The 26,310-nt window shown below is 72.9% G+C and carries 23 protein-coding genes and 1 pseudogene; 1 reads left to right on the forward strand and 23 read right to left on the reverse strand.

Features of this window, described 5'->3' with window-relative positions:
* Positions 1–13: 13 nt before the first annotated feature.
* The 17 genes and pseudogenes from ACFWBD_RS21960 to ACFWBD_RS22040 all read right to left on the reverse strand — a co-directional run bounded on the left by ACFWBD_RS21960 (position 14) and on the right by ACFWBD_RS22040 (position 19,488).
* Positions 14–4,279, reverse strand: a complete 4,266-nt coding sequence (locus ACFWBD_RS21960; RefSeq protein ID WP_385669139.1) for an amino acid adenylation domain-containing protein — start codon at positions 4,277–4,279, stop codon at positions 14–16.
* Complete coding sequence (locus ACFWBD_RS21965; RefSeq protein WP_385669142.1) at positions 4,276–4,521, reverse strand: phosphopantetheine-binding protein; 246 nt, start codon at positions 4,519–4,521, stop codon at positions 4,276–4,278. Before ACFWBD_RS21965 ends, ACFWBD_RS21960 begins: the two co-directional genes overlap by 4 nt.
* A 33-nt stretch (positions 4,522–4,554) precedes the next feature.
* On the reverse strand, positions 4,555–6,123 hold the full coding sequence (locus ACFWBD_RS21970; RefSeq protein WP_385669145.1) for a long-chain-fatty-acid--CoA ligase: 1,569 nt from the start codon (positions 6,121–6,123) through the stop codon (positions 4,555–4,557).
* Between the two features lie 21 nt (positions 6,124–6,144).
* A complete protein-coding gene (locus tag ACFWBD_RS21975; RefSeq protein ID WP_385669148.1) occupies positions 6,145–6,642 on the reverse strand; it encodes an FcoT family thioesterase in 498 nt (165 codons plus the stop codon).
* Entirely contained in the window at positions 6,639–7,529 is an 891-nt protein-coding gene (locus ACFWBD_RS21980) for a TauD/TfdA dioxygenase family protein (RefSeq protein ID WP_385669151.1), read from the reverse strand. The genes ACFWBD_RS21975 and ACFWBD_RS21980 overlap by 4 nt, the downstream gene beginning before the upstream one ends.
* Positions 7,530–7,630: 101 nt before the next feature.
* On the reverse strand, positions 7,631–7,870 hold the full coding sequence (locus tag ACFWBD_RS21985; protein WP_385669154.1) for an acyl carrier protein: 240 nt from the start codon (positions 7,868–7,870) through the stop codon (positions 7,631–7,633).
* Positions 7,867–7,986: pseudogene (locus tag ACFWBD_RS21990) on the reverse strand (3-oxoacyl-[acyl-carrier-protein] synthase III C-terminal domain-containing protein); the annotation flags it as partial. The gene ACFWBD_RS21985 and the pseudogene ACFWBD_RS21990, both read right to left, overlap by 4 nt.
* A gap of 168 nt (positions 7,987–8,154) precedes the next feature.
* A complete protein-coding gene (locus tag ACFWBD_RS21995; RefSeq protein ID WP_385669156.1) occupies positions 8,155–9,612 on the reverse strand; it encodes an MFS transporter in 1,458 nt (485 codons plus the stop codon).
* Between the two features lie 336 nt (positions 9,613–9,948).
* Positions 9,949–10,473, reverse strand: a complete 525-nt coding sequence (locus tag ACFWBD_RS22000; protein ID WP_385669159.1) for a copper chaperone PCu(A)C — start codon at positions 10,471–10,473, stop codon at positions 9,949–9,951.
* Complete coding sequence (locus ACFWBD_RS22005; RefSeq protein WP_385669162.1) at positions 10,470–12,743, reverse strand: heavy metal translocating P-type ATPase; 2,274 nt, start codon at positions 12,741–12,743, stop codon at positions 10,470–10,472. Before ACFWBD_RS22005 ends, ACFWBD_RS22000 begins: the two co-directional genes overlap by 4 nt.
* Positions 12,740–13,009, reverse strand: a complete 270-nt coding sequence (locus tag ACFWBD_RS22010; protein ID WP_385669165.1) for a hypothetical protein — start codon at positions 13,007–13,009, stop codon at positions 12,740–12,742. The genes ACFWBD_RS22005 and ACFWBD_RS22010 overlap by 4 nt, the downstream gene beginning before the upstream one ends.
* Before the next feature lie 138 nt (positions 13,010–13,147).
* Positions 13,148–14,788, reverse strand: a complete 1,641-nt coding sequence (gene pgm / locus ACFWBD_RS22015) for a phosphoglucomutase (alpha-D-glucose-1,6-bisphosphate-dependent) (RefSeq protein WP_385669168.1) — start codon at positions 14,786–14,788, stop codon at positions 13,148–13,150.
* A gap of 100 nt (positions 14,789–14,888) precedes the next feature.
* On the reverse strand, positions 14,889–15,065 hold the full coding sequence (locus ACFWBD_RS22020; protein WP_020126694.1) for a hypothetical protein: 177 nt from the start codon (positions 15,063–15,065) through the stop codon (positions 14,889–14,891).
* A gap of 276 nt (positions 15,066–15,341) precedes the next feature.
* Positions 15,342–17,408, reverse strand: a complete 2,067-nt coding sequence (locus ACFWBD_RS22025) for an iron ABC transporter permease (protein ID WP_385669171.1) — start codon at positions 17,406–17,408, stop codon at positions 15,342–15,344.
* An 8-nt stretch (positions 17,409–17,416) separates the two neighbouring features.
* Positions 17,417–18,397: an ABC transporter substrate-binding protein gene (locus ACFWBD_RS22030; protein ID WP_385669174.1), complete on the reverse strand. Its 981-nt coding sequence runs from the start codon at positions 18,395–18,397 to the stop codon at positions 17,417–17,419.
* Complete coding sequence (locus tag ACFWBD_RS22035) at positions 18,394–19,263, reverse strand: ABC transporter ATP-binding protein (RefSeq protein WP_385669177.1); 870 nt, start codon at positions 19,261–19,263, stop codon at positions 18,394–18,396. The genes ACFWBD_RS22030 and ACFWBD_RS22035 overlap by 4 nt, the downstream gene beginning before the upstream one ends.
* Positions 19,264–19,320: 57 nt before the next feature.
* A complete protein-coding gene (locus ACFWBD_RS22040; RefSeq protein WP_385669180.1) occupies positions 19,321–19,488 on the reverse strand; it encodes a hypothetical protein in 168 nt (55 codons plus the stop codon).
* A gap of 102 nt (positions 19,489–19,590) precedes the next feature.
* On the opposite strand from ACFWBD_RS22040, the gene ACFWBD_RS22045 reads away from it, so the two are divergent.
* Positions 19,591–19,977 (forward strand): hypothetical protein, encoded by a 387-nt coding sequence (locus ACFWBD_RS22045; RefSeq protein ID WP_385669183.1) that lies wholly within the window; start codon positions 19,591–19,593, stop codon positions 19,975–19,977.
* 48 nt (positions 19,978–20,025) lie between these two features.
* Here the strand turns inward: ACFWBD_RS22045 and hypE are convergent, their stop codons facing one another.
* Genes hypE through hypA form a run of 6 tightly spaced genes read right to left on the reverse strand, consistent with a single transcriptional unit; the run spans position 20,026 to position 26,169 of the window.
* A complete protein-coding gene (gene hypE / locus ACFWBD_RS22050) occupies positions 20,026–21,135 on the reverse strand; it encodes a hydrogenase expression/formation protein HypE (RefSeq protein WP_385669187.1) in 1,110 nt (369 codons plus the stop codon).
* On the reverse strand, positions 21,128–22,255 hold the full coding sequence (gene hypD / locus ACFWBD_RS22055) for a hydrogenase formation protein HypD (protein ID WP_385669190.1): 1,128 nt from the start codon (positions 22,253–22,255) through the stop codon (positions 21,128–21,130). The genes hypE and hypD overlap by 8 nt, the downstream gene beginning before the upstream one ends.
* Entirely contained in the window at positions 22,252–22,557 is a 306-nt protein-coding gene (locus tag ACFWBD_RS22060; RefSeq protein ID WP_385669193.1) for a HypC/HybG/HupF family hydrogenase formation chaperone, read from the reverse strand. The genes hypD and ACFWBD_RS22060 overlap by 4 nt, the downstream gene beginning before the upstream one ends.
* Positions 22,558–22,588: 31 nt before the next feature.
* Positions 22,589–24,970, reverse strand: a complete 2,382-nt coding sequence (gene hypF, locus ACFWBD_RS22065; RefSeq protein WP_385669196.1) for a carbamoyltransferase HypF — start codon at positions 24,968–24,970, stop codon at positions 22,589–22,591.
* The gene (gene hypB, locus ACFWBD_RS22070) at positions 24,967–25,773 is read right to left on the reverse strand and encodes a hydrogenase nickel incorporation protein HypB (RefSeq protein ID WP_385669199.1); all 807 of its coding nucleotides are present in this window, start codon (positions 25,771–25,773) and stop codon (positions 24,967–24,969) included. Before hypB ends, hypF begins: the two co-directional genes overlap by 4 nt.
* A 3-nt stretch (positions 25,774–25,776) precedes the next feature.
* Positions 25,777–26,169, reverse strand: a complete 393-nt coding sequence (gene hypA, locus ACFWBD_RS22075; RefSeq protein ID WP_385669202.1) for a hydrogenase maturation nickel metallochaperone HypA — start codon at positions 26,167–26,169, stop codon at positions 25,777–25,779.
* Positions 26,170–26,310 lie beyond the last annotated feature (141 nt).

Raw genomic sequence — 26,310 nt, forward strand, 5'->3', positions numbered from 1 at the left:
CGGCAATGCCCCACTACTTCGCGGGAGTTGCCGGACGGCTCCGCCGTCCGGTGGGAGCGGGCAGCTTGCCCGTGCTGACGCAGTGGTCGAGGTAGCGGTGGACGAGGTCCCTGTCGACGGGCGGGCAGGTGATGCCGCCGGTGCGCAGTGCGTTCACGACGTTGTCGGCGTGGATCCGTCCCAGGCGCAGGTCGGAGCCGGTGGCATCGCCCGGGTCCGCGTCCCGGGCGTCGAAGAAGGCGAGCGTGGTCGCGGCGGCACCGGAGGACCTCGGCACCTCGGCACGCCACCGGTCCAGGGTCAGGCGCCGCAGCGGGTAGCCGTACTCCTCCAGCCAGTCGTAGACGTCACTCAGCCGCACCGGGGCCGTGGCGGCATGGTTGAAGACGGTCGCCGCACCGGCGGGGCCGAGGCAGAGACGGACGAGCGCCGTCGCGGTGTGGTCGACCGGTGTCCAGATCTCCTCCCCGAACAGATCGGGGACGATGCCGGCGGGGATCCCGGCCCGCAGCACACTCCAGAGGAAGTCCCGTTCGTTCACATGGCCGGTGGCGGCCGGGCCGACGATCCGGCCGAGCCGGTGCACGGTGACCGGCAGACCCCGCTCGGCGGCCTGGCGCAGCAGTTGCTCGGCCGCCCACTTCGACTGCTGGTAGCCGTTGCGCAGCCCGGGGTGGGGTGGGAGGAACTCCTCGGGTACCTCGGCGGCGAGGGCGAGCGGCGGGGCGACGGAGAGCGTCGACACGAAGTGCAGGGGGACCGAGCGCGGGGCCGCCAGGCGCAGAAGCTCCCGCGCCGAGTCGGTGTTGGCGGCGCGGAGGGTGGCGTACTCGCGCAGGATGCTGACGTTCGCCGCGTTGTGGAGGATCGCGTCGCAGGTACGGGCGAGTTCGGCGAACTCTCCTTCGTCCAGGCCGAGTCGGGGGCGGGCGAGGTCCGCGGGGATCGCCGTGACCCGGTCGCGTGCCGCGTCCGTGAGGCCGATCCGATGGGTGTCGAGGGCCTGTTGGACACGCTCCGTGGCCGCCGCGAGGCTCGGGGCGCGGACGGTACAGACGATCTCGGCGCCGGTGCTCGTCAGGAGCTCCGCCAGCAGGTGGACGCCGACGAAACCGGTGGCGCCGGTGAGCAGGATCCGATCCGGTGTGCCGCCCGCCCGGGGACCGTCGCCGGGTCGGACGCCGGGGTCGAGGACGGCGTCGGCGAGCAGGGTCTCCGGCAGGCCGACCGTCACCGGCCGCGCCCGCTGCTCCAGGAAGCCGGCCAGTTCGGCGGCGGTCGGATGCTGGAAGAGCCAGGCGACCTTCACCTCCCGGGCGAGTGCGACGCCGAGGCGGTTGGCGACCTGGATGGCCTGGAGGGACTGGGCTCCCCGCTCGAACACGTCGTCCTGCGCGGACAGGGTCGCCGCCCCGAGCACCTCCTGCCAGGCGGCGGCGACGGTGTGCTCCAGCGTGCCGGAGACGGCGCTCGGGGTGACGGGGAGTTCCGCCGCGAGCGCGGTGCGGTCGATCTTCCCCGAGCCCGTCCGGGGCAGGTGGTCCAGGAACTCGACCGTCGACGGGATCATCGCAGCGGGCAGCGCGGCGCGCAGGTGCTCCCTGACCGTGGCCACCGCCGGGGCGGGCCCGTCCGGGACGACGTACGCCACCAGGCGTCGCGCCCCGCCCCGAAGCACCTGCCCTACGACGACGGCGTCGCGCACTCCCGGATGGCCCAGGAGGGCGCTCTCCACCTCGGCGGGGTGCACCCGGTGTCCGCTGATCTTGAACTCGGTGTCCGAGCGGCCCAGATGGCGCAGTTGCCCGTCGTCGCCGATGCGGACCAGGTCGCCGGTGCGATAGGCGCGGGGGGCTCCGGGCAGGGCGTCGAGAGGGGCGAAGCGGGCGGCGTCCGGGGGCCGGTCCCCCCGGTAGCCGAGGGCCAGGTTGCCGCCCAGGAGATGGAGTTCGCCGTCGACGACCGCCGCGCCGGTGCCGGGCAGCGGAAGCCCGATGGGCACGTCACCCGGTGCGAGGCCGGGATCGTGGAGGTCGGCGACGGTGGCGACCACGGTGGCCTCGGTCGGGCCGTAGGTGTTCAGCAGCCGCACGGACGTGCCGACGGCCTTGCGCCAGCGGTCGACCCGCTCGGGCAGGGCGGCCTCGCCGCCGATGACGACGGTCCGCACCTCGGTGGGGAGGGCGGCGGCTCCGGTCGAGACGGCGTGGGCCACCTCGTGCCAGTAGGCGGTGGGCAGGTCGAGGAAGCTGATCCGCAGCCGGGCGCAGGCGTCCAGGAAGGCGGGGACCGAGTCGGTCATGTCGTCGGTGCGGACCACGAGCGTGGCGCCCGCGCACAGGGTGAGGAAGATTTCCTCGACGCTGGTGTCGAAGTGCAGGGGCGCGAACCCGAGCACCCGGTCGCCGCGTCGCGGTCCGTAGCGGTGCGAGGCGCCGGCGACGAAGTGGGCGAGGGCCCGGTGGCCGATCTCGACACCCTTCGGGCGGCCGGTGGAGCCGGAGGTGTGCAGCACGTAGGCGAGGTCGTCGGGCGTAGATGCGGTCGGGGCCGTCGGGGCGGTCGGTGGAGCCGTGCCGGGGTCCGGCCGGTCGTCGGCCGGCAAGGTGGCGTAGGCGTCGGCCGTCAGGACCAGCGTGGGCCGGACCTCCTCCAGCAACCCCTCGCCGCGCGCCCGTGGCGCGGTCGGGTCGAACGGGCAGTAGGCGGCCCCGCTGAGCAGAACGCCGAGGACGGCGGTGACGGCGTCGATGCCGCGTGGCAGGGTGAGTGCCACGAGGTCCCCGGGGCCCACCCCCCGGACGGCCAGCCGGCGGGCGAGGTCGCGCGCGGAGCCGAGGAGTTCCGCGTACGTCACGCTGCGGCCGTCGTGCTCGACGGCGACCGTTTGGCCGCTCCGGGCGGCATGCTCGGCGATCAGGCCGAGCACCGGACGTGCCGGGCCGGGCAGCGGTCCCCCGTCCAGTACCGGGACGGCCCTGCGGGCCCCCAGCTCGCCCAGCGCCCGGTCGGGAGCGGCGACGGCCGCCGCGAGCAGGGCGAGCAGCCCCTCCTGGAACGCGGTGACGTCCGCCTCGTCGTAGAGGTCCGGGTGGGCGTCCACGGCGATGCGCAGGCCAGCGCCCTCGGAGCGGTCGTAGACGTTGACGGACAGGTCGTCGACGGGGCCGGCGGAGACGTTGTGGACCGTGCTGCGGTGTCCGGCGAACCGCAGGTCGTAGGCGAAGGGCATGATGTTGACGCCCGGGCCGGACAGCCGCCGTTGTCCGCCGAGGAGTCTGAGGTCGCGCCGCAGTTGTTCGTACCGGTAGCGCTGGTGCGGCAGTCCGGCCCGCAGTTCGCGGGAGATCCGGGCGGCGAGGTCGCGCAGACTGTCCGAGGCGGTGACCGTCACCCGCAGCGGCAGGATGTTGCGGACCATGCAGGGGACGCGGAGGGAGACGGAGCCGAGGCGGCCCATCACCGGCAGGCCGAGAACGATCTCCGGGGCGCCGGTCGTGTGGTGCAGCCGGGCCACCGTGACCGCCAGCAGCAGCTCGGACCAGGTGACCCGCAGGTCGCGGGCGACGGCACGCAGCGCCTCCGTCCGCGCCGCGTCGAGGTCGGCGACCCGCCGGCGGAAGGTGCGCCCGGGCAGCGCCGCGCGGCCGGCCTGGGTCACCACGGGCGGCCGGTCCGCGAACCGGTCCGTCCAGTGGGCGCGGTCCTCGGCGAAGCGGGGCGACTCGCGGTAGGCACACTCCTCGTCCCGCACCGAGGCCAGGGTGCCGAAACCGCTGCCCTGCACCGGCTCCCCCGCGACCAGGGCGGTGTACACCTCGGCGACCCGGCGGGCCACCAGCGACAGACCGAAGCCGTCGAGGGCGATGTGGTGGACGCGGTGGAACCAGAGGTGTTCCTCCCGCCCGATCCGCAGCAGCGCGTGGCCGAAGACGGGGCCGCGGGCGAGGTCGACGGGGCGGGCCACATCCTCGTCCATCCAGGCCAGAGCCGTCGTGTGCGGGTCGGGTTCGGCGGTGAGGTCGGCCGTGTGCAGGCGCCAGTCGGCGGGCGGGGCGTCCGTCTCCCAGGGGCGGCCCTGTTCGTCGACCCCGTAGACGACGTGCAGGGCCTCCGTCTCCGCGACCACGAGGTGCAGGGCCTCGTCGAAGAGGGCCGCGTCCACCGGGCCGTGGATGTGCACGTACTCGGCCGTGTTGTACGCGGGGCTGTCCGGGTCGAGCCGCTGTCCGGTCCACACGCCTTCCTGAGCGGGCGGCAGCGGACGGCGCACGGTCACGTCGTCCCTCCCCGGCGCGTCGAGAGCAGCTGCCACCACTGGGCGAACGAGGTGCATTCGGCGAGGTCGGCGAAGGTGACGTCCACGCCGGCCGCCCGCCACCGTTCGAGGAGGGTGACGATCCGCAGGGAGTCCAGGCCCGCCTGGAGGGGGTGCTCGTCGAGGTCGACTTCGTCGGGCCGCTGGTACAGGTACTCCGCCAGGTCCGCGCGGAAGCCGTCCAGGGTGAGGGGAGCAGGCATGTCGTTTCTCTCTCGGTCCGGCCTGATGGGGCGCTAGTTGACCTTGCGTGCGGCGTCGCGCCAGAAGCGGTCGCGCAGTTCACGGCGCAGGATCTTTCCGCTGGGATTGCGCGGTACGACGTCGATGAACTCGTAGCGGGCGGGCAGCTTGAAGCCCGCGAGCCGTGGGACGAGGAAGGTGTGCAGGTCCCGGGGGCTGGGCGGCCCGGCGGGGACGGGGGCCGGGACGACGAAGGCGTGCACGTACTCGCCCCAGCGCTCGTCGGGGGCGCCGACGACGACGGCCTCGGCGACGCCGGGATGGGCTTCGAGCGCGTTCTCGATCTCGGCCGGATAGACGTTCTCGCCCGCGACGAGGATCGCGTCCTTGATGCGGTCGCGGATGAAGAGGTAGCCGTCCTCGTCGATGAAGCCTGCGTCCCCGGTGTGGATCCAGCCGTCCACGAGGGTCTCGGCGGTCTTCTCGGGCAGTTCCCAGTACTCGACCATGTGGGCGGGCGTGGCCAGACAGACCTCCCCCACCGCGCCCGGCGGAAGCTCCCGGCCCTCCCCGTCGATCACCTTGCCGCGCACGCCGGGGTACGGGCGTCCCGCCGCCTGCATGAGCGGGCCGCCCGGGACATGGGCGGCCGGGGGCAGGCAGACGGCGGTGTTGCCGGTCTCGGTGAGGCCGTAGATCTGGGCGAACTCGCAGTCGAGGACGGCGAGGCTCTCCTCCAGCAGGGCCTCGGAGATCGGGGAACCGCCGTAGACCGTCTTGCGCAGGGTGGTGAAGTCCTCGGCGCGGACGCCGGGTTCGGTCAGCATCATGCGGAGCATGGCCGGGACGACGCAGGCGGTGGTGACGCCGAGGTCCCTGATGAGGTCCACGGCCCGGCGTGCGGCGAAGGCGCGCATCGCGACGACGGTGGTTCCGGCGTTGAGGTTCTGTGCGGCCCACCACAGACCGCCGACGTGGAACCCGGGGATGCCGATCAGCGCGATGTCCCCGGCGCGCCAGTCGATCCAGTCCAGCCCCTCGCTCGCCAGGGCGTCACGGATCGCGAAGAAGCTGCGGTGGGCGAGGACCACACCCTTGGGCAGTCCGGTCGTGCCGCTGGTGTAGAGCTGGGCCACCGGGGTGTCCGGGGTGGCGATGTCCGGCAGTCCGGTGTCGGGGTGGGGCGCCTTCCAGGCGGCGAAGCGCTCGCCGAGCGCGACGACCGACTCGGGGGGCGCGGTCGGCATCTTGTCGACGATCGGGGCGAACTCGTCCTCCAGGAAAAGGAGTCGGGTGCCGGAGTCCTGGAGGATGTGGCCGACCTCGGGCGCGGTGAGCCGCCAGTTGACGGGGACGAGCACCGTGCCGCTCTTGGCACAGCCGAAGAGGATCTCGTAGTAGTGCTCGGACTCCTTGCCGAGGTAGGCGACCCGGTCGCCCGGGGTGAGTCCGGCGGCCCGGAGGGCGTGGGCGACGCGGTCGCTCTCGCGGTGCAGCTGCCCGTATGTCAGCGTGCGCCCCTCGCAGAGGATCGCGGGGGTGGTGGGCCGGTGCCGGGCGTGGAAGCCCGTGGTCTGGACGAGCGTTCGGAGTTCCGGGTGGTGGAGCCTGTCGGTGGTCATGGATTCTTCTCTCGCCTCGGGTCAGGGGAGGTTGACGAAGGCCAGGGTCGCCACGCCGTCGCACCGGCCCGAGCCGGCGTCCCGGTAGCGGTAGGCGGTCTCGGCGTGGAGGAACGGGAGACCGGCCGCCGGGACGCGCCGGGTGACGGAACGGAATTCCATCTCCCCCGAGAACGCCCGGGAATCGATCGGGCGCCGGAAATTGGCGGCGAACCGGGCGATGAGAATGTCCGGGAGCTGGCGCTCGAAGAAGTCGTCCAGCGTCCAGGACTCGAATCCCGCTCCCAGTCCTTCCTGCACGCACTTGGCGACGAGGAAATACATCATCTGGTTGAAGCAGATGTTCACCTCGACGGAATTCAGATGGCCGGTGTCGTCGATGTAGCAGGACTCGGGGATCGCGAACTCGCAGCGGGCCGTGGCGCGCCCGTCGATCTCCGTCACGACGGCCGAGCGCAGGTACCTGCAGTGGTCCTTGTACGGCGTCAGCACTTGCGCCAGCAGGGCTTCGTCCGTCATACCGCCTTGATCCCGTCGTGCAGCCGGCGTTCGTCGTGCACGGTGACCCGGTAGGAGACGGTGGGCTCCGGCGTGCTCGTGTGCCGGGCGCGGTGGACGAGGCTGCGGTTGTCCCAGATCAGGAGGTCGCCCCGCTCGAAGCCCTGGAGGTGGATGCCGTCGTGCGCGAAGGTCTCGTCGAGCTGGCCGGTCGCCTCGAACAGCCGCTTGAGCAGCTCCTCGTCGAGCGGGTTGCCGTCCCCGTCCTGGATGCCGACGGTGAAGCCCTCGCTGACGTAGAGAACCGTCTCGCCGGTCATCGGGTGGGTGAAGGTCGTCGGCTGGACGACGGCAGGGGTCTTGCGCTCGACCTCGTCGATGATCTCGGAGAGCGGACGGTAGACGTCGTGCGGCCGGATCTTGAAGTACTTGCGCACCGAGTGGGTGCAGTACGTTCCGGCGATCTCCTTCCTCAGCTCTTCGGGCAGTGCCTCGTAGGCCCGTCCCATGTCGATGAAGTACGTCCCGCGGTTCTTCTCCGGCACGACCTGGGGGTGGATCAGGGTGAGGCCGAAGGGGTCCGGCATGAACTGGTAGTCGGCGTGCCAGAACTTGCCGGTCTTCGGCACGCCGATCTGCCTGCCGTTCTCCGGCACGTTGGAGGAGACGAATATCTCCGGGACCTCCGGGTGCCTGTACATCGGCTCGTAGTAGGTCTCGGGGCGGCCCAGCCGCCTGCCGAGCGCGAGGAACTCCCGCGGGGAGAGGTCCTGCCCCTTCAGGACGACGATCTTCCTGGTGTAGACGGTGCTCTTGAGCGCCTCGATGTCGGTGTCCGAGGCGGTGGTGTGGTCGAAGCCCTCGACCGTGGCGCCGATCGCGTCGCCGGGCTGTTCCTCGATCTGCATACCGGTGCTTCCTTCCATGGGTTCGGGCGGACGTGGGTTCGGGCCGCCGTGGGCTCAGGTGGTCGTGGGCTCAGGTGGTCGTGGATTCAGACGATCGGGGTTCAGGCGGCCGTCTGGCGGGCGTCCACGAGTCCGGCGATGTCGCCGAGGGTGAGCTCGGGTCCGAGTTCGTCCTCGCCGACCGTCACGCCGAGGTCGCGCTCGATGCGGATGCTGATCTCGACCGTGGTCAGTGAGTCGACGCCCAGTTCGCCGAGGGTCGCCCCGGGGCGGATGCGGTCGGCGGGGGCGTCGTGGAGTCCCGTGAGGATGTCGACGAGCTGCTCGTAGGTGGTGCTCATGGCGTCGTCCGTTCTTGTCGGTGGAGCGCGGGCCAGGTCAGGAGGCAGGAACCCCAGGTGAGGCCGCCTCCGAAGGCGGTGAGCAGAAGCCGGTCGCCGGACCGGACGGTTCGACGGACATGGGTCTGCTCCTGGCATGACGGAGGGCGGGCCGGACGGCCCGGGGAAGGGGAAAGGAGGTGGGTCAGCGGTGAGACGGAGGCGGCGGGTGGAGGTGAGACAGCGGGGCGGGTCGGGGGTGCGGGTCGGGAGGTGGGTCGGACAGAGGGGTCGGGAGCGGGTGCCTAGGGACTCGCGCTGCCGGGGGCCCGGGTGTCGTCGGCGCTGCCGCCGAGCCGGCCGGCCCCGTCGGGATCGCCGCCCTCCGCGAGGGCTTCGGCGGGGCCGGCGGTCACGGCGCTCCCGCGGAGGGCGAGCAGTGCGACGGCGCCGAGGGCGATGGCTCCCGCCGTCGCGAACACGGCGGTCCGGATGCCGTCCAGGAGCCCGGGGCCCGAAGCGCTCTGCCCGACGCCTCCGGCGAGCGCGACCAGGCCGGCGAGGCCCACCGCGCCGCCCACCTGGAGGGTGGTCGACGCCAGTCCGGAGGCGACGCCCTGGTCGCCGGCGGCCACTCCGGCGGACGCGGCGATCCACATCGCCGTCCACGCGGCACCCTGCCCCAGCCCGAGCAGCACGATCCCGGGCAGCAGTCGTGGATACGAGCCGTCCGAGGTGAGCCCCAGGCCGAGTGCCGCCGCGCCGACCGCCCCCAGCGCCATGCCGCCCACCAGCACACGGTGCACGCCGAAGGCGGCCACGGCCCGTCCACCGGCCTGCGTGCCTGCGGCGATCACCAGGGCGGGCACGAGGAAGGCGAGGCCGGTCGCGACGGCGCTGTAGCCGTAGACGGTCTGGAAGTACAGGGTGAGGAAGTACGGCACCGAGCTGAACGTGGCGCTGAACAGGGCTGTCACCGCCATGGCGACCGACAGCCCGCGATGGGCGAACAGCCGTGCCGGGACGAGCGGTTCACGCGATCGCCGCTCCACGACGGCGAACAGCGTCAGCAGGACGGCCGAGAGCGTCACGCAGGTCAGCGCCGTGGGCGAGTGCCAGCCCTTCGCCGGGGCCCGCACCAGCAGGAACACCAGGAGCGTGACCCCGCCCGTCGCGGTCAGCGCGCCCGCCACGTCGAAGCGCCGCGAGCGGTCCCACGGCGCGTCCGGAGGGAAGAGCAGCCGGCCGGCCACCGCGAGGGCGGCCGCGACGGGCACGTTGACGAAGAACACCGAGGGCCAGCCGAACGCCTGCACCAGCACCCCGCCGAGCAGGGACCCGAAGCAGAGCCCGGCGGCTCCGGCGGCGCCCCACACCGCGAGGGCCCGGTTCCGCTCGGGCCCTTCCGCGTACAGGGTGTTGATCAGGGACAGCGTCGCCGGGAACAGCAGGGAACCGCCGATGCCCTGGACCGCCCTGACGGCGACCAGGACCCCCGATGTCTCCGACAGGCCGCCCACCAGGGAGGAAGCCGCGTACAGCAGTGCCGCGAGGACGAACATCCGGCGCCGGCCCAGCAGATCGGCGGCCCGGCCGCCCAGGAGCAGGAAGCCTCCGGTGGCCACGACATAGGCGCTGACCACCCACTGGAGGTCGTGGTCGGAGAACCCGAGGCCCGCGCCGATGTCCGGCAGGGCGACGTACACGATGTTGTAGTCGAGCGAGATGACGAGCTGCCCCAACGCCAGAACGAACAGGGACATCATCCATCACCCCCCTCAGAATCACAGTATTCGGAATTCCTTGGACCGGAATTCCGGCCGGTCGATCGATTTCCGTCACCGTAGCAGTCGGAATCCGGATTGGGAATGGCTGTTTTCCCGCAGTCCGTATTTCCGTGTCGTCGCCGTTTCCGAAATTTCTGGGCAGCATGACGGACCGACAGCCGGAAACTGTCGGACAGGGAATACCAGGTCGAAAACCAGGGATTACGCCTGGCGAATTCCTGCCCCCTCCTTTCGGGACGGTCGTCCCGAATCAGTAGTCGGCCATGGGCGTCCCCGAGTTCCCGGGATTCCGGATCGATTTCCCCGGCCGGGTCAGGTGGTGTCCTGGCCCGGCCGGACCACCACCGCGAGCGTGCGGACCGCCCCGCCGTGTTCGAAGTGCAGGGTGAACGCGACGAGGTCGCCGGACCGCCAGCCCTGCTTCGCCGGGAGTATCACGTCGAGGCCGTTCGGTGACATGTCGAGGCTCTCGCCGGCCGGGACGGTGACGGAGCCGACCGGCCGCGCGGAGGCCGAGTTGGTGCCGGTCATGAGGTGCCGGCTGAGGCGGGGCGAGCCTGCGCCGGCCTCGGCGGTGGTCACCTTCAGCAGCCGGTCCGCCGAGCCCCCGCTGTTGGTGACCCGGAAGAACGCGGCCGTTTCCAAGACGCCGGCGGAAGGCAGGAACACCTTGCCGTCGGTGACCTTGATCCGGGCCGGGCTGCCGGCGTTGCCGTAGGCGGTCCACGTGCTCAGTCCGCCGAGGGCGAGGCCGCACACGGCGACGGGCGCGAGCGCGGCGAGCAGCGTGTCGGTGAGCCGGCGGCGCGAGGGCCGCCACCTTCCTTGTTCGGTCATCGGGTGCCCCTTCGCGCCGCCACCCGCGAGCGCGAGGGCTGCCAGGCGCGCAGCCGCAGGCTGTTGGCGACGACCAGCACCGAGCTCGCCGACATGGCCGCCGCGGCGACCATCGGGTTGAGCAGGCCGACCATGGCCGGCGGGACGGTGACGACGTTGTAGCCGAAGGCCCACACCAGGTTGACGCGGATCGTGCCCAGCGTGCGCCGGGCGAGCCGGACCGCGTCCGCCAGAGCCTCGATGTCGCCGCGGACGAGGGTGACGTCGGCCGCTCCGATGGCCACGTCCGTGCCGCTGCCCATGGCGATCCCGAGATCCGCGCCGGCCAGTGCGGCGGCGTCGTTCACCCCGTCCCCGACGACCGCGACCCGGTAGCCCTGTTCCTTCAACTCGCGCACGAGGGCCGCCTTGTCCTCGGGACTGCGGCGGGCATGCACCTCCTCGATGCCGAGCGCCAGGGCGACGGCACGCGCGGGCGCCTCCCGGTCGCCGGTGGCGAGTACGGGGCGCACACCGAGCCGCCGCAGCCGGTCCACCGCGTGATGACTTCCGGGGCGTACGACGTCCCCGACCTCGATCAGGGCCTCGGCCCTGCCGTCCACCCGGACCAGTACGGGCGTACGAGCGGCGGATTCGGCCGCCGCCAGGGCGTCCCGGAGGGCGCCCTGCAACTCCTCGTCCGGCGCGAGGACTTCGACGAACCGCCCCTCGACCCGGCCGCGCACTCCCCGCCCCGGCAGCGCGCCGAACTCGCTCACCCTGGGCAGCCGCCGCTCGTCCGACTCGCGTCGGGCGTACGCGCAGAGGGCGCGGCCGAGCGGATGCTCCGAGCCCTGCTCGACGGCTCCCGCCAGCCGCAGTGCCGTGTCGCGGCCGAGGCCGTCCGGTACCGCGGTGACCCGGGCGACGCTCATGTGTCCGGAGGTCAGCGTGCCGGTCTTGTCCAGGACGACGACGTCGAGGTGCTGAAGCCCCTCCAACGCCTGCGGACCGGTGACCAGGATTCCCAGCTCGGCGCCCCGGCCGGTCGCGGCCATCAGCGCGGTCGGGGTCGCGAGGCCCAGCGCGCACGGGCAGGCCACGACCAGGACGGCCACGGACGCGGTGATCGCCGCCTGGGGATCGGCCCCGGCGCCCAGCCAGAACCCCAGGGCGGTGACGGCCAGCGCCAGCACGACGGGCACGAAGACCCCGGCCACCGAGTCGGCCAGCCGTTGCGCCCGCGCCTTCCCGGCCTGCGCCTCGGTCACCAGCCGGGTGATCCGGGCGAGTTGGGTGTCGGACCCGACGGCCTCGGCCCGTACGAGCAGCAGCCCGCCGGCGTTCACGGCGCCGCCGACCACCGCGGATCCCGGTCCCACCTCGACGGGCTCGCTCTCGCCGGTCACGAGGGACAGGTCGACGGCCGAACTGCCCTCCACCACCGCGCCGTCGGTGGCCGCCCGCTCCCCCGGCCGCACGATGAAGAGCTGACCGACCATCAACTCTTCGATGGGAACCAGCCGTTCGCCCCCGTCGGCGTCGCGGACGGACACCTCCTTCGCGGCGAGCCGGGCCAGCGAGCGCAGCGCCGCCCCGGTTCCGTGCCGGGCCCGCGCCTCCAGGAACCGTCCGGCCAGCACGAACAGCGGTACCCCGACGGCCGCTTCGAGATAGATGTGCGCGACGCCGTCCGAGGCGGTCGGCACGAGCGTGAACGGCATCCGCATGCCGGGGTCGCCGGCGCCCCCGAGGAACAGCGCGTACGCCGACCAGAGGAAGGACGCGACCACGCCCAGCGACACCAGCGTGTCCATGGTCGCGGCGGAGTGCCGCAGTCCTCGTGCGGCACGCTCGTGGAAGGGCCGGGCGCTCCATACGGCGACCGGTGCGGCCAGCACGAAGCACAGCCACTGCCAGTTGCGGAACTGGAGGCCGGGAGCCATGGACAGGACGAGCACGGGGAGCGCGAGCAGGGCGGTGACGACCAGTCGGTGCCGCTCCCGCCGGGTCCCCTCGGACGCGTCGCCGCCGTCCGTGGGCTCCTTGCTCCTGGGCGGCTCGGGCAGGGCGGCCGTGTAGCCGGCCCGCTCGACGGTCGCGACGAGTTCGTCCGGGCCGATGTCCGCCGGGTGGCTCACTCGAGCCCGCCCGGTGGCCAGATTGACGGTCGCCGTGACGCCGTCCAGCTTGCCGAGCTTCTTCTCGACCCGGGTCACGCAGGCCGCGCAGGTCATGCCGCCGACGGTCAGATCGGTGGTGACCGGAGCGGTCACCGGTTCCGTGCTCATCCGTGGCCGCCCCCCTGCATGTCGGCCATGCCGCCCATGTCACCCATGTCGTCGACGTCTTCCACTCCCCCGCCGCCGCCACCGTCGCTGTTCGTCCCGGGTCCGTGCATGCCGGGCGCCACGGGGCCGGAGGCGGCGCCGACGGCGTAGGACACCGAGAAGATCAGCGCCATGAGCAGGAGGAAGCCGCAGAGGGCGGGTGGGGGGCCCGCCCTCCGTAAGGCCGCGCCCACGCCGGACAAGGCGGAATTCCGGGATACGTCCATCAGCCGCGTCTCCAGGTCACGTCGTACGACGTCGCCGGGATCGCGCCGTACCGCTTCAGTAGTCGGAGCGGCCGCCGACCGGGTTCCGGAGCATGGGTGTGGCGCGCGTCACATGGATGCCTGTTCGCCCCGGGCGGCTCAGCCGCCCAGTGCGGCGTCGACCACGTCCTTGGCCTCCTCCTGGACCCGGCGGAGGTGGTCGGGGCCGAGGAAGGACTCGCCGTAGATCTTGTAGACGTCCTCGGTGCCCGAGGGGCGGGCCGCGAACCAGGCGTTGGCGGTGGTGACCTTGATGCCGCCGATCGACGCGCCATTGCCCGGGGCCTCGGTGAGCACGCCGGTGACCGGCTCCCCGGCCAAGGTGTCGGCGGTGACCTGCGCGGGCGAGAGCTTGCCGAGGAGCGCCTTCTCCTCCCGGGTGGCCGGGGCGTCGATGCGCGCGTAGGCGGGCGAGCCGAAGCGGTCCGTCAGGACGGCGTAGTGCTCGGACGGGGTCTTCCCGGTGACCGCCGTGCTCTCGGAGGCGAGCAGCGCCAGGATGATGCCGTCCTTGTCCGTGGTCCAGACGGAGCCGTCGCGGCGCAGGAAGGAGGCGCCTGCCGACTCCTCCCCGCCGAAGCCGAGCGAGCCGTCGACCAGGCCGTCCACGAACCACTTGAAGCCGACAGGCACCTCCACGAGGCGGCGTCCGAGGTCGGCGGCGACCCGGTCGATCATCGAGGACGACACGAGCGTCTTGCCGATCCCCGCGTCGGCCGGCCACTGCTCACGGTGCGCGTAGAGGTAGGCGATGGCGGCGGCCAGGTAGTGGTTGGGGTTCATCAGGCCGGCGTCCGGAGTGACGATGCCGTGCCGGTCGGCGTCGGCGTCGTTGCCGGTCGCGATCCGGAAGCGGTCGCGCTGGTCGATCAGCGAGGCCATCGCGTACGGCGACGAGCAGTCCATGCGGATCTTGCCGTCCCAGTCGAGCGTCATGAAACGCCAGGTCGGGTCGGTGAGCGGGTTCACGACGGTCAGGTCGAGCCGGTGCTCTTCGGCGATCCGGCCCCAGTAGGCGACGGACGCGCCGCCCAGCGGATCGGCGCCGATGCGGATGCCAGCGGAACGGATCGCGTCCAGATCGAGGACGCTCGGGAGGTCGGCGACATAGGTGCCGAGGAAGTCGTACCGGCCGGTCGTGGGCGCGGCGAGGGCCCGGGTGTAGGGGACGCGCCGTACGTCCTTCAGGCCGGCGGCGATGATCTCGTTGGCCCGGTCCTGGATCCAGGAGGTGGCGTCGGAGCCGGCGGGGCCGCCGCTCGGCGGGTTGTACTTGAAGCCGCCGTCGGCGGGCGGGTTGTGCGACGGGGTGACGACCACGCCGTCGGCGAAGGCGCCGGTGCGGCCGCGGTTGTGGGTGAGGATCGCGTGCGAGACGGCGGGCGTCGGCGTGTAGCCGTCGGCGCCGTCGATGAGCACCGTCACTCCGTTGGCCGCGAACACCTCCAGGGCGGTGACCCGGGCGGGCTCGGACAGGGCGTGGCTGTCGGCGCCGAGGAAGAGGGGCCCGTCGGTGCCCTGGGCGGCCCGGTACTCGCAGATGGCCTGGCTGGTCGCGGCGATGTGGTCCTCGTTGAACGCCGTGTTCAGCGAGGACCCCCGGTGCCCCGAGGTGCCGAACGCCACGCGCTGCCCCGGATCGGCGGGGTCCGGGTGCAGCGCGTAGTACGCCGTGACCAGCCGGGCGACGTCGACGAGATCCTCGGGACCGGCCTTCGTGCCCGCTCGCTCGTGCTGCATGTGCCCGCTCCTCCACATCGGTCGATCATGGCTTGCGCCTTCCATCTTCCCTTGTGGTGGCGGCTGTCCGCGAGTACGGGCCGGTTTCCGCCCGGCGCGCTCAGCGCCGGCGGCCGCGCACCGACCAGCCGCTGCCGATGCCCGCGACGTGCAGGGCGAGCACGGTCAGGCCGAGAAGCATGAGGTTGGTGGAGGTGAAGGTGTCGTTGGTGGAGATCTCCGCCGCGTTGATCAGGAAGGCGATGAAGAACAGCACTGCCGAGATGATGGCGAGCAAGGGGTCCGTCCCTTCGGTGTGTCGGCTCGTTCGTTGACGTTGCTCACCGGATGCCCCCGACCGGGCCGTGAACACCACGAGGTTCGACCCCGAGGGCCGGAGCGCCAGGACTGCTGTCGTCGCGGGGTTCGGCGCGCCGCCCCGACGCCACGTCGTCGACGACCGCGGCCGCCCGTCGTACCGGCACCACCATCGCCGCCGTCGCCCGTCCCGAGCGCCTCAGGGCCTGAACCACCCGCCGCCCTGCCCGCGCCGCCCCGGCCGGGCAGGCGGGGGCTACCGCCGACCGCGCACCAGCAGGTACAGGAAGTACGGCGTACCGATCACCGCCGTCATCAGGCCGGCGCCCAGCTGCGCGGGGGCGATGACGGTGCGGCCCAGCAGGTCGGCCGTGCAGACCAGGGCGGCGCCGAGCAGGACGGCGACCGGCACCACCCGGACGTGCCGTCGGCCCACGAGGGCACGTGCCGCGTGCGGCGCGACCAGGCCCACGAAACCGATGGTGCCGGCCGAGGCGACGGCCGTCGCGCTGAGCAGCACGCTCACCACCAGGAACCCGAGCCGGGCCCGGGACAGTCGCAGGCCGAGCAGCCGGGGCGTGTCCGGGTCCAGCGAGACGAGGTCCAGCTCGGTGCGCCGGGCGACCGCGACGCCGAGGCCCACCGCCAGCACGAGCGCGACGGGCAGGACGTCCGGCGTCGTCCGGCCGTACGTCGAACCGGACAGCCAGGTCAGCGCCTTCGTCGCGTTGAACGGGTCGGTGAGCACGATGAGCAGGCTGATCAGGGCCGTGGTACCGGCGGCCGTGCCGATGCCGACGAGGACCAGCCGGTTCTGCTGGTAGCCGCCCCGGGCGGCGAGCCCGAAGACGAGGACGGAGGTCACCGCGGCGCCCGCGAACGCGGCGCCCGAGATGCCCCAGGTCCCGGCGACGGGCGAGGTGGTGACGAGGAGTACGGCGCCCAGCGCGGCGCCGCCGGACACGCCCAGGACGCCCGGCTCCGCGAGCGGGTTGCGGGTCACGGCCTGCACCAGCGTGCCGGCCAGGGCGAGCGCCGCGCCCGCGCACAGGGCCGCGAGAACGCGGGGCACCCGGGTGTCGAGGACGAAGGACACCGCCCGGCCGGCCCGCCCCTGCGCCCAGTTCGCGACATCGCCGAGCAGGAGCTTGCTGTCGCCGAGCAGCACGCCGGCGGTCGTCACACCGACGACCGCGACGACGAGAACGGCCACCGTGGCCAGGAACGCCGTCCGGCTGGGGATGCGCAACCGGTCCGGCGCGTCCGCCCCGGCCGTGTCCCGCAGCCGCAGGGCCATCACCACCAGGAACACGGCACCGACGAGGCTGGTGACGACACCGGTGGGGACGGCGACCGCCGTGTCGGGGGGAACGAGGACGCGCAGCAGCACGTCCGCCCCGAGGACCAGCCCCGCGCCGACCAGGCCGGCCGCGGGCAGCGTCGTACGGGCCCGGGCGAAGCCCCGGTACCGACGGGCGAGCGGTCGCACCAGGGCCGGGGCGCACAGGCCGACGAATCCGATGGGCCCGGCGAGGGTGACGGCCGCCGCGGACAGCAGCGTCGCCAGGACGACCACCGTCACGCGGGTGGCACGCACCGGGACGCCCAGCCCGCGCGCCGCGTCGTCACCCAGGGCCAGCGCGTCGACCCGACGGGCGGTCAGCAGCAGGCCGACGAGCCCGGCCAGGACGACGGGCAGCATCTGCAGGACGCCGTCGAAGCCGTTCTGGCTGATGCTGCCCTGGTTCCACTGGTAGAGGCCCTCGGTCTCCTGGGGGAACAGCAGGAGCAGGCCTTCCGTCACGGAACTCAGCCCGAGCGCCAGCGCGGTGCCGGCGAGGACCAGCCGTACGGTGCCCGTGCCGAGGCCGGACAGGGCGAGCACGACGGTCGCGGCGAGGAGTCCGCCGGCGAAGGCGACCCCGGAGGAGGCGATCATCGGCAGCGAGACGCCGGTGACGCCGACCAGCCCGAGCGCCAGATACGAACCGGCGTTCACCGCGAGGGTGTCGGGAGAGGCGAGCACATTGCGGCTGACGGCCTGGAGCACGGCGCCGGCCACGCCGAGGATGACGCCGACCATGATGCCGGCGGTCATCCGCGGCAGCCGGGAGGCGATCACGACGGAGGCGTCGGCCGGATCGGACCCCCCGGTCAGGGCCTTGAACACCTCGGCCGGTCCGACGGCGGCGGTGCCCTGGGTCATGTCGACGACGGCGAGGGCCGCGACCAGGAGGACGAGCGCGGCCGTCACCGCGGCCGCGCCCGTCCGGGACGCGGCCGCCGGCGGACGGAGCGCGGGGGGCGTTGCGGTGACGGCCATGGCCGGCGCTACTTCGTCAGCGCGTCGACGACGGCGTCGATGTACGCCTCCATCGAGTCGGGACCGCCGAACATCCAGATGCCGTCGGGCAGTCGGTGCACCTCGCCGGCCTTCACGAACGGCAGGGACGTCCACACGGCGTTCTTCGCCAGCGCACCGGTGAAGGGCGTGCTGCTCGCGTCGTCGTCGTTGCCTATGTAGGCGAACCGCACGTCCTTCGGGAGGGCGGTGAGGCCTTCGACGTCGGTGGTCCCGAGGCCGTAGGCCGCGTCGCCCTTGACCGTCCAGGCGTTCTTCAGGCCGATCGCCTCGTTGACGGCCCCGATGAGCGAACCGCTGGTGTACGGGCGCAGGGAGACCTGGTTGGAGGCGACGTAGCCGTCTGCGAAGGCGTACTGGACGCCGGCGAGACCGGCGCCGGCGAGGGCCTTCTCGCCCTCGGCGACCTTGGCCTCGAAGCCCTTGCGGGCCGTCTCGGCCTTGGCGGTGGTGCCGGTGGCCTTGGCGATGAGGTCGAGGTTCTCCAGCATCTGCCCGATCTGGTCGGAGCCGTCGGCGGACGTCACCTCCAGCACCGGGGCGACCTTGCGCAGTTGCTTCACGGCGGCGGGGGTCAGATCGGTGGTGGCCACGATGAGGTCGGGTGCGAGCGAGGCGATGGTGTCCATGCTCGGCTCGCCGCGCGTGCCGATGTCCTTCGGCTCGTTCTTCAGCGGGACGGCGGTGTCCCAGGTCTTGTAGCCCTTGACATCGGCGACGCCGACGGGGTCCACGCCGAGCGTGACGAGGCTCTCGACGACGTTCCACTCGGTGGCGACGACCTTGGTGGCCGGACCGTCCAGCTTGATCTTCGCGCCGGTGGCGTCGGTGAGGCTGATGGCCTGGGAGGGCTTCGCGGAGCTGTCGGCGGCAGGCTCGGTGGTGCCGCAGGCGGCGAGGGCGAGCGCCGCGGCGGTGGTGGTGGCCGCGGTGAGCAGGTGGCGTCTCATGAGGTGGTGCCGAGCCTTTCGGTTCGAGTGTGTCGCGTGTGGTGGCGGCCGATCGGGCGAGTGCGCAGTCGGCCGGTCAGGGGGTCGGTGTCGACGTCGATCCGGATGCCGTAGACAGCCGTCAGGCGTTCCGGTGTGAGGACGTCCTCGGGCAGGCCGTCGGCGACGATCCGGCCCGCTTCGAGCAGGGTGATCCGGTCCGCGACGGCCGCCGCCTGGTCGAGGTCGTGCAGGACGACGCCGACGGCGATCCCGTGGTCGTCCGCCAGGTCGCGGATGAGGTCGAGGAGTTCGATCTGGTAGCGCAGGTCGAGATAGGTCGTCGGCTCGTCCAGCAGCAGTACGCCGGTCTCCTGGGCGAGGCAGCCGGCGAGCCACACCCGTTGCAGCTGCCCGCCGGACAGGTGATCGGCGCCCCGCTCGGCGAGGTCCGTGACACCGGTCAGCGCGAGCGCCCGGTCGACCGCGGCCGACGCGTCCGGATCGGGCCTGCCGAAGCGGCCCCGGTACGGGTAGCGGCCGAACTCGACGACGTCCCGCACGGTCAGTCCGCTGGGTGTGGGGCGGCCCTGGGTCAACAGGGCCACGTGCCGTGCGAACTCACGGGCGGTCAGGGTGAGGCCGTCGGTGTCGGCGTCGATCCTGAGCGCGGCGTGGCGGGGCGTCTGCAGGCGGGCGATGGTCCGCAGGAGCGTCGACTTGCCGCTGCCGTTGGGGCCGACCAGTGCGGTCACCTCGCCGGGCCGGAGCGCGACCGAGGCGTCGTGCACGACGTCGACGCCGTCGTACGAGACGGTCACGCCCGTGGCCGACAGTTCATGACCGCGTAGCCGCGGGGTGCCGGCTGCTTCCTCACCAGATCTCACGCAACGAAGGTTAGCCTAACCTAAACTCAAATCGATCAAGGGTGCCCGGTCCACGGCTCAGCCGGTCCGCCACGACGCCGGATTCCATACGCCCGAGCGGCGCGGCGACTGCGGGCGGTGCAGATGGACCTCATCCATCTGCGGGACCAGGGCGAGCGTGGGCCGCCGGCCGTCGAGCGTCATGGCGCCGTTCGATGCCGTTCTGCCTGAACCGATGGATTTCATGGGCCCACCGCGTGCCCGAAATATGACAAGAGGGGATAATTCAGTGAGCACGGCGGCGCTCGCACGGCGCCCTCCACCCACCAGGAACAGGCAGGTCGGACCATGACGAAGAAGCCACGTTCGTCCGAACCACCGCACGGGAAGGGGCCGAGCCGGCACGAGGGCGCCGGGCAGCACGGCTGGTCGCCCGATGTGGACGAGACACGTCAGCAGGACAACCCCAGCTCCCACCGCTCCTTCCACACCGCCGAGTACGCCGACGAGAAGGGCCGGGGACGGACCAGGTCCGCGGAGGAGACGAAGTCCGTTCCGGGTGACACGGTCGAGAGCCGCAGCAAACGCGGCGAGGAGTACGCCGACACGGACGAGAAGGGCCGGCGGGACACCGGCCGCAGGGGCCGCTCCCAGCGTCCCAGCGGCACCAGGGACGCCTCCGCCACCACCGGCGTGGACCCGCAGGACCCGCCGTCCGGACGCCGATCGGGCTGACTGCCCGCTCGGTGCGTGGACGGCCGGCTCCTTCGCGCGGGATCCTCGTCAGCAGATCCGCGGCAGCTGCTCCCCGATCGGCAGATCGACCACCCGGGTGCCGCCCAGCCCGGTCCTGGCCACGACCATCCCGGGATGCGCCTCGACGGCCTCGCCGATGATCACGGAGTCCGCGCCCAGCGGATGGACCCGCATCGCCTCGAGGACGGCGTCCGCGTGCTCGCGCGGGACGAAGGCCACCAGCTTGCCCTCGTTGGCGATGTACATGGGGTCCAGGCCCAGGATGGCGCAGGCGTTGGCCACGGCCGACGGGACCGGGACGTCGCGTTCCCGGATGACCACCCCCGCGCCGGAGGCCGCCGCGATCTCGTTGAGCGCGGCCGCCAGACCGCCCCTGGTGGGATCGCGCAGCACGTGCAGATCCGGGGTGACGGCGAGCATGGCGTCGACCAGGCCGCCGAGCGCCGCGCAGTCGCTCTTGATCTCGACCCCGAACTCCAGGCCCTCGCGCACACTCATGATCGCCACCCCGTGGACACCGATGGCGCCACTGACGATCACCACGTCACCGGGGACGACCCGCTGCGGCCGCAGGTCGACGCCCGCGGGGACGAGGCCGATGCCCGCGGTGTTGAGGTAGATCCCGTCGCCGTGTCCGGCCTCCACCACCTTGGTGTCCCCGGTGGCCACCTCCACCCCGGCGGTGCGCGCGGCCGCGCCCAGCGCCTCGGAAACCCGCCGGACCACGTCCAGCTCGACGCCCTCCTCCAGGATGAATCCGCAGGAGAGGTAGGCGGCGCGGGCGCCGCTCATGGCGAGGTCGTTGACGGTCCCGTTGACCGCCAGGTCGCCGATGCTGCCGCCGGGGAAGAACAGCGGCCGCACCACGTAGGAGTCGGTGGAGAACGCCAGCCGGGCCCCGCCCAGGGACAGGACGGCGGAGTCGCCCAACTGCGAGAGCACCTCGCCCCCGAAGGCGGGCGCGAAGATCTGCTCGAGCAGTTCGGCGGTGAGGACTCCCCCGCCACCGTGCCCCATGACGACCCGGGGCCGGTCGCGCAGCGGAGCCGGACAGGTCCAGCCCTCGACGTCGGGCGCGCGGGCGGACGAGGCGGGAGCGGACGAGGCGGGGGCGGGCAGATCGGTGATGTCAGACAACGGGGGTCGCCTCCCGGGTCTTGGCGGCGGGCATGTCCAGCCGCCGGTAGAGGTAGTACGCGGCACAGGCCCCCTCGGTGGAGACCATGGTGGCGCCCAGCGGGGTGCGGGGGGTGCACAGGGTGCCGAAGGCCTCGCACTCGTGCGGCTTGAGCAGCCCTTGCAGGACCTCGCCGCTGCGGCACTCGGCCGGCTCCTCCGTCCGGATCCCGTCGACCGGGAAGCGGTGCTCGGCGTCGTGGTCGCGGTACTTCGACGACAGCCGCCAGCCGCTGCCGGGGATCACGCCGATGCCGCGCCAGGCCCGGTCGGTGACCTCGAAGACGTCCTCCAGCATGGCCCGGGCGGCCGGGTTGCCCTCCGGGCGGACGGCACGGGCGTAGGCGTTGTCGACGGTGTGCTCGCCGCGTTCCAGCTGACGGACGGCCCGGCGCACGCCTTCGAGGATGTCCAGCGGCTCGAAACCCGTGACGACGATCGGAACGCGGAAGCGCTCCGCCAGTTCCGGGTACTCCTCCACGCCCATCACGCTGCACACGTGCCCGGCCGCGAGGAAGCCCTGCACCCGGCAGCTCGGCGACGACATGATCGCCTCGATGGCCGGTGGCACCCGGACATGGGACACCAGCATGCTGAAGTTCGGGATGCCCAGCTTGCGGGCCTGGTGGACCGTCATGGCGTTGGGGGGTGCCGTCGTCTCGAAGCCGATGCCGAAGAACACCACCTCGCGGTCGGGGTTCTGCTGCGCGATCCGCAGCGCGTCGAGCGGCGAGTAGACGACCCGCACGTCGCCGCCCTCCCCGCGGACCTGGAACAGGTCACGTCCGGTGCCCGGCACCCGCAGCATGTCTCCGAAGGAGCAGAAGATCACCTCCGGCCGGGAGGCGATCTCCAGAGCCTTGTCGATGACCTCCAGCGGGGTCACGCACACGGGGCAGCCCGGGCCGTGGATCAACTCCACCTCCTCCGGCAGGAGTTGGTCGATGCCGTGCCGGATGATGCTGTGCGTCTGGCCTCCGCAGACCTCCATCAGCGCCCAGGGTCTGGTCACCGTGGCATGGATGTCGTCGAGGAGCCGACGGGCCAGCTCCGGATCCTGGAACTCGTCGATGTACTTCACTGGTTGTGCACCTCTTCCACCGGGTCCGCGCCCGCCTCCGCCGCCGCCATCTCCCAGGCGTCGCCGAACTCCTCCTGCAACATGCCGAGTTCGGCGAAGAGTTCGAGCGTCTGCCGTGCCGACTCCTCGTCCAGCCGTTGCAGGGCGAAGCCGACGTGGACGATGGCGTACTCGCCGACCTGGAGGTCGGGCAGGTACTCCAGGCACACCTCCTTGACCACGCCGCCGAAGTCGACCGTGGCCATCCGGGTGCCGTCCCGGTCCTCGATGTCCAGCACTCTGCCGGGTACCGCCAGGCACATGAGCCTCTCCTCGCTGTGGGTCGCGCCTTGCTCAGTCGGTGGGTGTGGTCCGGGCGGCCACCATCAGCTGGCCCAGTGCCAGGCCGCCGTCGCCCGGCGGCACCAGCCGGTGCCGCAGGACCGTGAAGCCGTCCTCGCGCAGAGTGGCGGCACAGGCCGAGGAGAGGAGCGTGTTGACGAACACGCCTCCCGTCAGGGCGACCGTGTCCAGGCCGTGCCGCTCTCGGGCCCGCGCGCAGATCCGGTGCACCAGGCCGGTCACCGCCCGGTGGAAGCGGGCCGCGACCAGCGCGGGTCCGACGCCGGCCCGCAGGTCGGCGACGATCGCTGCGAGGACGGGCGCGGGATCGGCTCGCACCGGGTCGTCCCCGTTGTGCGCGTCTTCGGATGCGGTGAGGCCGAAGGTGTACGCGTCCCGGTCGCCGGTGGGCGCGCCGAGCGCCGCTCCCTCCAGCTCCACGGCGGCCTGTGCCTCGTATCCGGCGTGGTGGCACACCCCGGCAAGGGAGGACACCGCGTCGAAGAGCCGCCCCATGCTGGAGGTGGGGACGCAGTGCAGGCCACGCTCCAACTGCCGTTCCAGCAGCCGGAGTTCGTCGGGCGGGCAGGCGGCCGTGCAGGCGAGGTCGCCGGACCAGTCGATCCCGGCCGCCCTCAGATGGGCCAGCGCCATGCGGTACGGCCTGCGCACCGCGGCGTCGCCACCGGGCAGCGGGACGTACGCGAGGTGCCCGAACCGGCTGAAGCCGTCGTAGTCCGAGAGCAGGAACTCCCCGCCCCACACCGCTCCGTCGTCGCCGTGGCCGGTGCCGTCGAAGGCGACGCCGATCACCGGCCGGGTGCCGTCCAGCCCGTGCTCGGCCATCGCGGCGGCGACGTGCGCGTGATGGTGCTGGACGCGCACGACGGGCCGTGCCGCCGCGTCGCGGTCGGCCCACCGGGCGGAGCGGTATCCGGGATGCCGGTCGGCCACCAGCGTGCCGGGCCGTACGCCGGTGATGGACTGGAGTTGCGCCACCGCGCTCTCGAAGGCCCGCTGGGTTCCGAGGTCGTCCATGTCGCCGATGTGCGCGGACAGCCAGGCGCGCCGGCCCGTCCCCAGGCAGAAGGCGTTCTTCAGGTCGCCGCCGACGGCGAGGGCGGGGCGGACGGGCAGCGGGAGGGCGACCGGCAGCGGGGCGTAGCCGCGGGAGCGGCGGATCACCAGCGGCTCCCCGTCGCAGACGCGGACCACGGAGTCGTCGCAGGGGACGTGGATCGGCCGGTCGTGCGTGAGCCAGGCGTCGGCCAGCGGTGCGAGCCGCTCCAGTGCCTCGGTGTCGTCGGTGACGATCGGCTCACCGGACACGTTGCCGCTGGTCATGACGAGCAGCCGGGGGCCGTCCGGGTCGCCGGGCAGGCCTAGCAGCAGGTGGTGCAGCGGCGTGTACGGCAGCAGCACACCGAGGTCGGGGCTGCCGGGCGCGACGGCCTCGGCGGGGCGCGGGGCCCCCGCCGCGTACACCGGGTCCGGGCGTCGGCGCAGCAGCACGACGGGCCGGACACCGTCCTCGAGCAGGTTCCGCTCCTCGGGGCCCAGCCGCACGAGGTGCTCGACGTCGGCCGTGCTCCGGGCCATGACGGCGAACGGCTTGTCCCCCCGTGCCTTGCGCCGGCGCAGGCGGGCGACCGCCTCCTCGTTCGTGGCGTCGCAGGCCAGGTGGTAGCCGCCCAGTCCCTTCACGGCGAGGATCGCGCCACCCGACAGCAGTGCGCGCGCCTCGGTGACCGGGTCCGCCCCCGTGCGCTCGTCGGACGGCGGGACCAGCAGGCGCAGCCGCGGCCCGCAGGCCGGGCAGGCGACCGGCTGCGCGTGGAAACGGCGGTCGGCCGGATCCGCGTACTCCCGGGCGCAGTCGGGGCACAGGGCGAAGCCGGCCATGGTGGTGTGGGCCCGGTCGTACGGCACGCCGGTGACGATCGTGAAGCGCGGGCCGCAGTGCGTGCAGTTGACGAACGGGTGGCGGTACCGCCGGTCCGCCGGGTCGGCCAGTTCGGCGAGGCAGTCGGCGCAGGTCGCGGAGTCCGGGGAGACCAGGGTGCGGGCCGGCCCGCCGTTGCGGGAGGTGAGGATGGTGAACGCGGTGCCGCCGACGGGCGGCACCTCCCGGTGGTGGACGGACTCGACGCGGGCCAGCGGGGGTGCCTGGACGGCGATCCGGTCGCAGAACCGGGCCACGGCCGAGGCGGTGCCCTCGACCTCCACGACGACGCCCTCCGGGGTGTTGGTCACATGGCCGGCCAGGGCGAGTTCGGTGGCGAGGCCGTACAGGTAGGGCCGGAAGCCCACGCCCTGCACCACTCCCCGCACGGTGACGCGGCGGCGCAGCGGCAGTTCGCCGGCGAGCACGGCCGACGGCGGCGGAGCGCTCACGAGGGGGTGGGCGCCAGGTCGCCTGCGTCGGTCTCGTCGGCATGGGTGTGCGGATCGGTGTGCACGTGGGCCTGCGCGTGGGTGTGCGGGTGGGTGTGGCCGTGCCCGAGGTCCGGCCGGCCGGCCATCACCGGCGCGTGCAGCGGCGCGCCCTCCGCGGCGGCGAGCGCCCGGTCGAGCAGCGTGCCCACCCCCTTCCCGCGGCGGGCCGAGGTCAGGACCACCTCGACGCCCGGGTTGACCTGCTGGACGTTGGCGCGGAAGGCGATCTCGTCGAACTCCACGGCGTCCGCGAGGTCGGTCTTGGTGACGACGACCAGGTGGGCGAGGCCGAACGCGGTGGGGTACTTGAGCGGCTTGTCCTCGCCCTCCGTCACCGAGGCGAGGACGACCCTCAGGGTCTCCCCCAGGTCGTAGCCGGCGGGGCAGACCAGGTTGCCGACGTTCTCCACGAACAGCAGCCGGGTGCCGTCGGGCAGCCACCCGTCCAGGTGCCCGGCGAGCATGCCCGCCTCCAGATGGCACAGCCCGTCGGTGAGCACCTGCTTGACCGGGGCGCCCGACCGTGCCAGCCGGATCGCGTCGTTCTCGGTGGCGAGATCGGCCGTCAGCGCCGCGACGGGCACGGAACGCTCCCGTGCCCGCAGCAGTTCGCTCTCCAGCAGGGCGGTCTTGCCGCTGCCCGGACTGGACAGCAGGTTGACGACCGTGGTGCCGTGCGCCGCGAGGCGGGTGCGCAGCGTGTGGGCGCTCGCGTCGTTCTTCGCAAGCACGGCCTGCCGCAGGTCGACGACACGACACATGGTTCAGCACTCCTCGGAGATCGGTTCGCGGGTGGGCGTGGGGTCGCCGGTCTCCCACTGCACGGCGGCGATCCGCAGTTCCCGGCCCGCGAGCAGATCGGTGGTCGTTCCGCCGCACGCGGGGCAGGTCAGCCGGGGTGGCATGCCGACGGCCCACTCGTGGGCGCAGGGGGTGCAGCGGGCCCGCCCCGGCACCGCCTCGGTGACCAGTTCGGCGCCTTCCAGCAGGGTTCCGGCGCAGACCAGTTCGAAGCAGAAGGCGAGCGAATCGGGTACGACGCCGGCCAGTTCGCCGACCTGGAGCCGTACCGACCGCACCGACGTGACGTCGCCGGCCCGCTCGGCGGCCTCTGCCACCTGGTCGACGACGGCCAGCGCGACGGACATCTCGTGCATGGGTCTCCGTCCTTTCGCGGCCTGGCTCCGGTCGGCCTTCATTAGAGGCGCGCGTGCCGGGCCGCACGGCCCCGCCCGCCCGCACCCGCCGCCCGGGGCGCCCGGCGGCGCCACCCCCCCGCGCCCCGCGGGGCGGCGGGG

It is taken from the genome of Streptomyces sp. NPDC060002 (assembly GCF_042737245.1).
Classification (GTDB): domain Bacteria; phylum Actinomycetota; class Actinomycetes; order Streptomycetales; family Streptomycetaceae; genus Streptomyces.

Bases quoted from the DNA above. Each gene is read 5' to 3' on its own strand.
- ACFWBD_RS21965 (WP_385669142.1), bottom strand. From the start codon at position 4,521: ATGCCTGCTCCCCTCACCCTGGACGGCTTCCGCGCGGACCTGGCGGAG.
- ACFWBD_RS21970 (WP_385669145.1), bottom strand. From the start codon at position 6,123: ATGACCACCGACAGGCTCCACCACCCGGAACTCCGAACGCTCGTCCAG.
- ACFWBD_RS21975 (WP_385669148.1), bottom strand. From the start codon at position 6,642: ATGACGGACGAAGCCCTGCTGGCGCAAGTGCTGACGCCGTACAAGGAC.
- ACFWBD_RS21980 (WP_385669151.1), bottom strand. From the start codon at position 7,529: ATGCAGATCGAGGAACAGCCCGGCGACGCGATCGGCGCCACGGTCGAG.
- ACFWBD_RS21985 (WP_385669154.1), bottom strand. From the start codon at position 7,870: ATGAGCACCACCTACGAGCAGCTCGTCGACATCCTCACGGGACTCCAC.
- ACFWBD_RS21995 (WP_385669156.1), bottom strand. From the start codon at position 9,612: ATGTCCCTGTTCGTTCTGGCGTTGGGGCAGCTCGTCATCTCGCTCGAC.
- ACFWBD_RS22000 (WP_385669159.1), bottom strand. From the start codon at position 10,473: ATGACCGAACAAGGAAGGTGGCGGCCCTCGCGCCGCCGGCTCACCGAC.
- ACFWBD_RS22005 (WP_385669162.1), bottom strand. From the start codon at position 12,743: ATGAGCACGGAACCGGTGACCGCTCCGGTCACCACCGATCTGACCGTC.
- ACFWBD_RS22010 (WP_385669165.1), bottom strand. From the start codon at position 13,009: ATGGACGTATCCCGGAATTCCGCCTTGTCCGGCGTGGGCGCGGCCTTA.
- pgm (WP_385669168.1), bottom strand. From the start codon at position 14,788: ATGCAGCACGAGCGAGCGGGCACGAAGGCCGGTCCCGAGGATCTCGTC.
- ACFWBD_RS22025 (WP_385669171.1), bottom strand. From the start codon at position 17,408: ATGGCCGTCACCGCAACGCCCCCCGCGCTCCGTCCGCCGGCGGCCGCG.
- ACFWBD_RS22030 (WP_385669174.1), bottom strand. From the start codon at position 18,397: ATGAGACGCCACCTGCTCACCGCGGCCACCACCACCGCCGCGGCGCTC.
- ACFWBD_RS22040 (WP_385669180.1), bottom strand. From the start codon at position 19,488: ATGAAATCCATCGGTTCAGGCAGAACGGCATCGAACGGCGCCATGACG.
- ACFWBD_RS22045 (WP_385669183.1), top strand. From the start codon at position 19,591: ATGACGAAGAAGCCACGTTCGTCCGAACCACCGCACGGGAAGGGGCCG.
- ACFWBD_RS22060 (WP_385669193.1), bottom strand. From the start codon at position 22,557: ATGTGCCTGGCGGTACCCGGCAGAGTGCTGGACATCGAGGACCGGGAC.
- hypB (WP_385669199.1), bottom strand. From the start codon at position 25,773: ATGTGTCGTGTCGTCGACCTGCGGCAGGCCGTGCTTGCGAAGAACGAC.
- hypA (WP_385669202.1), bottom strand. From the start codon at position 26,169: ATGCACGAGATGTCCGTCGCGCTGGCCGTCGTCGACCAGGTGGCAGAG.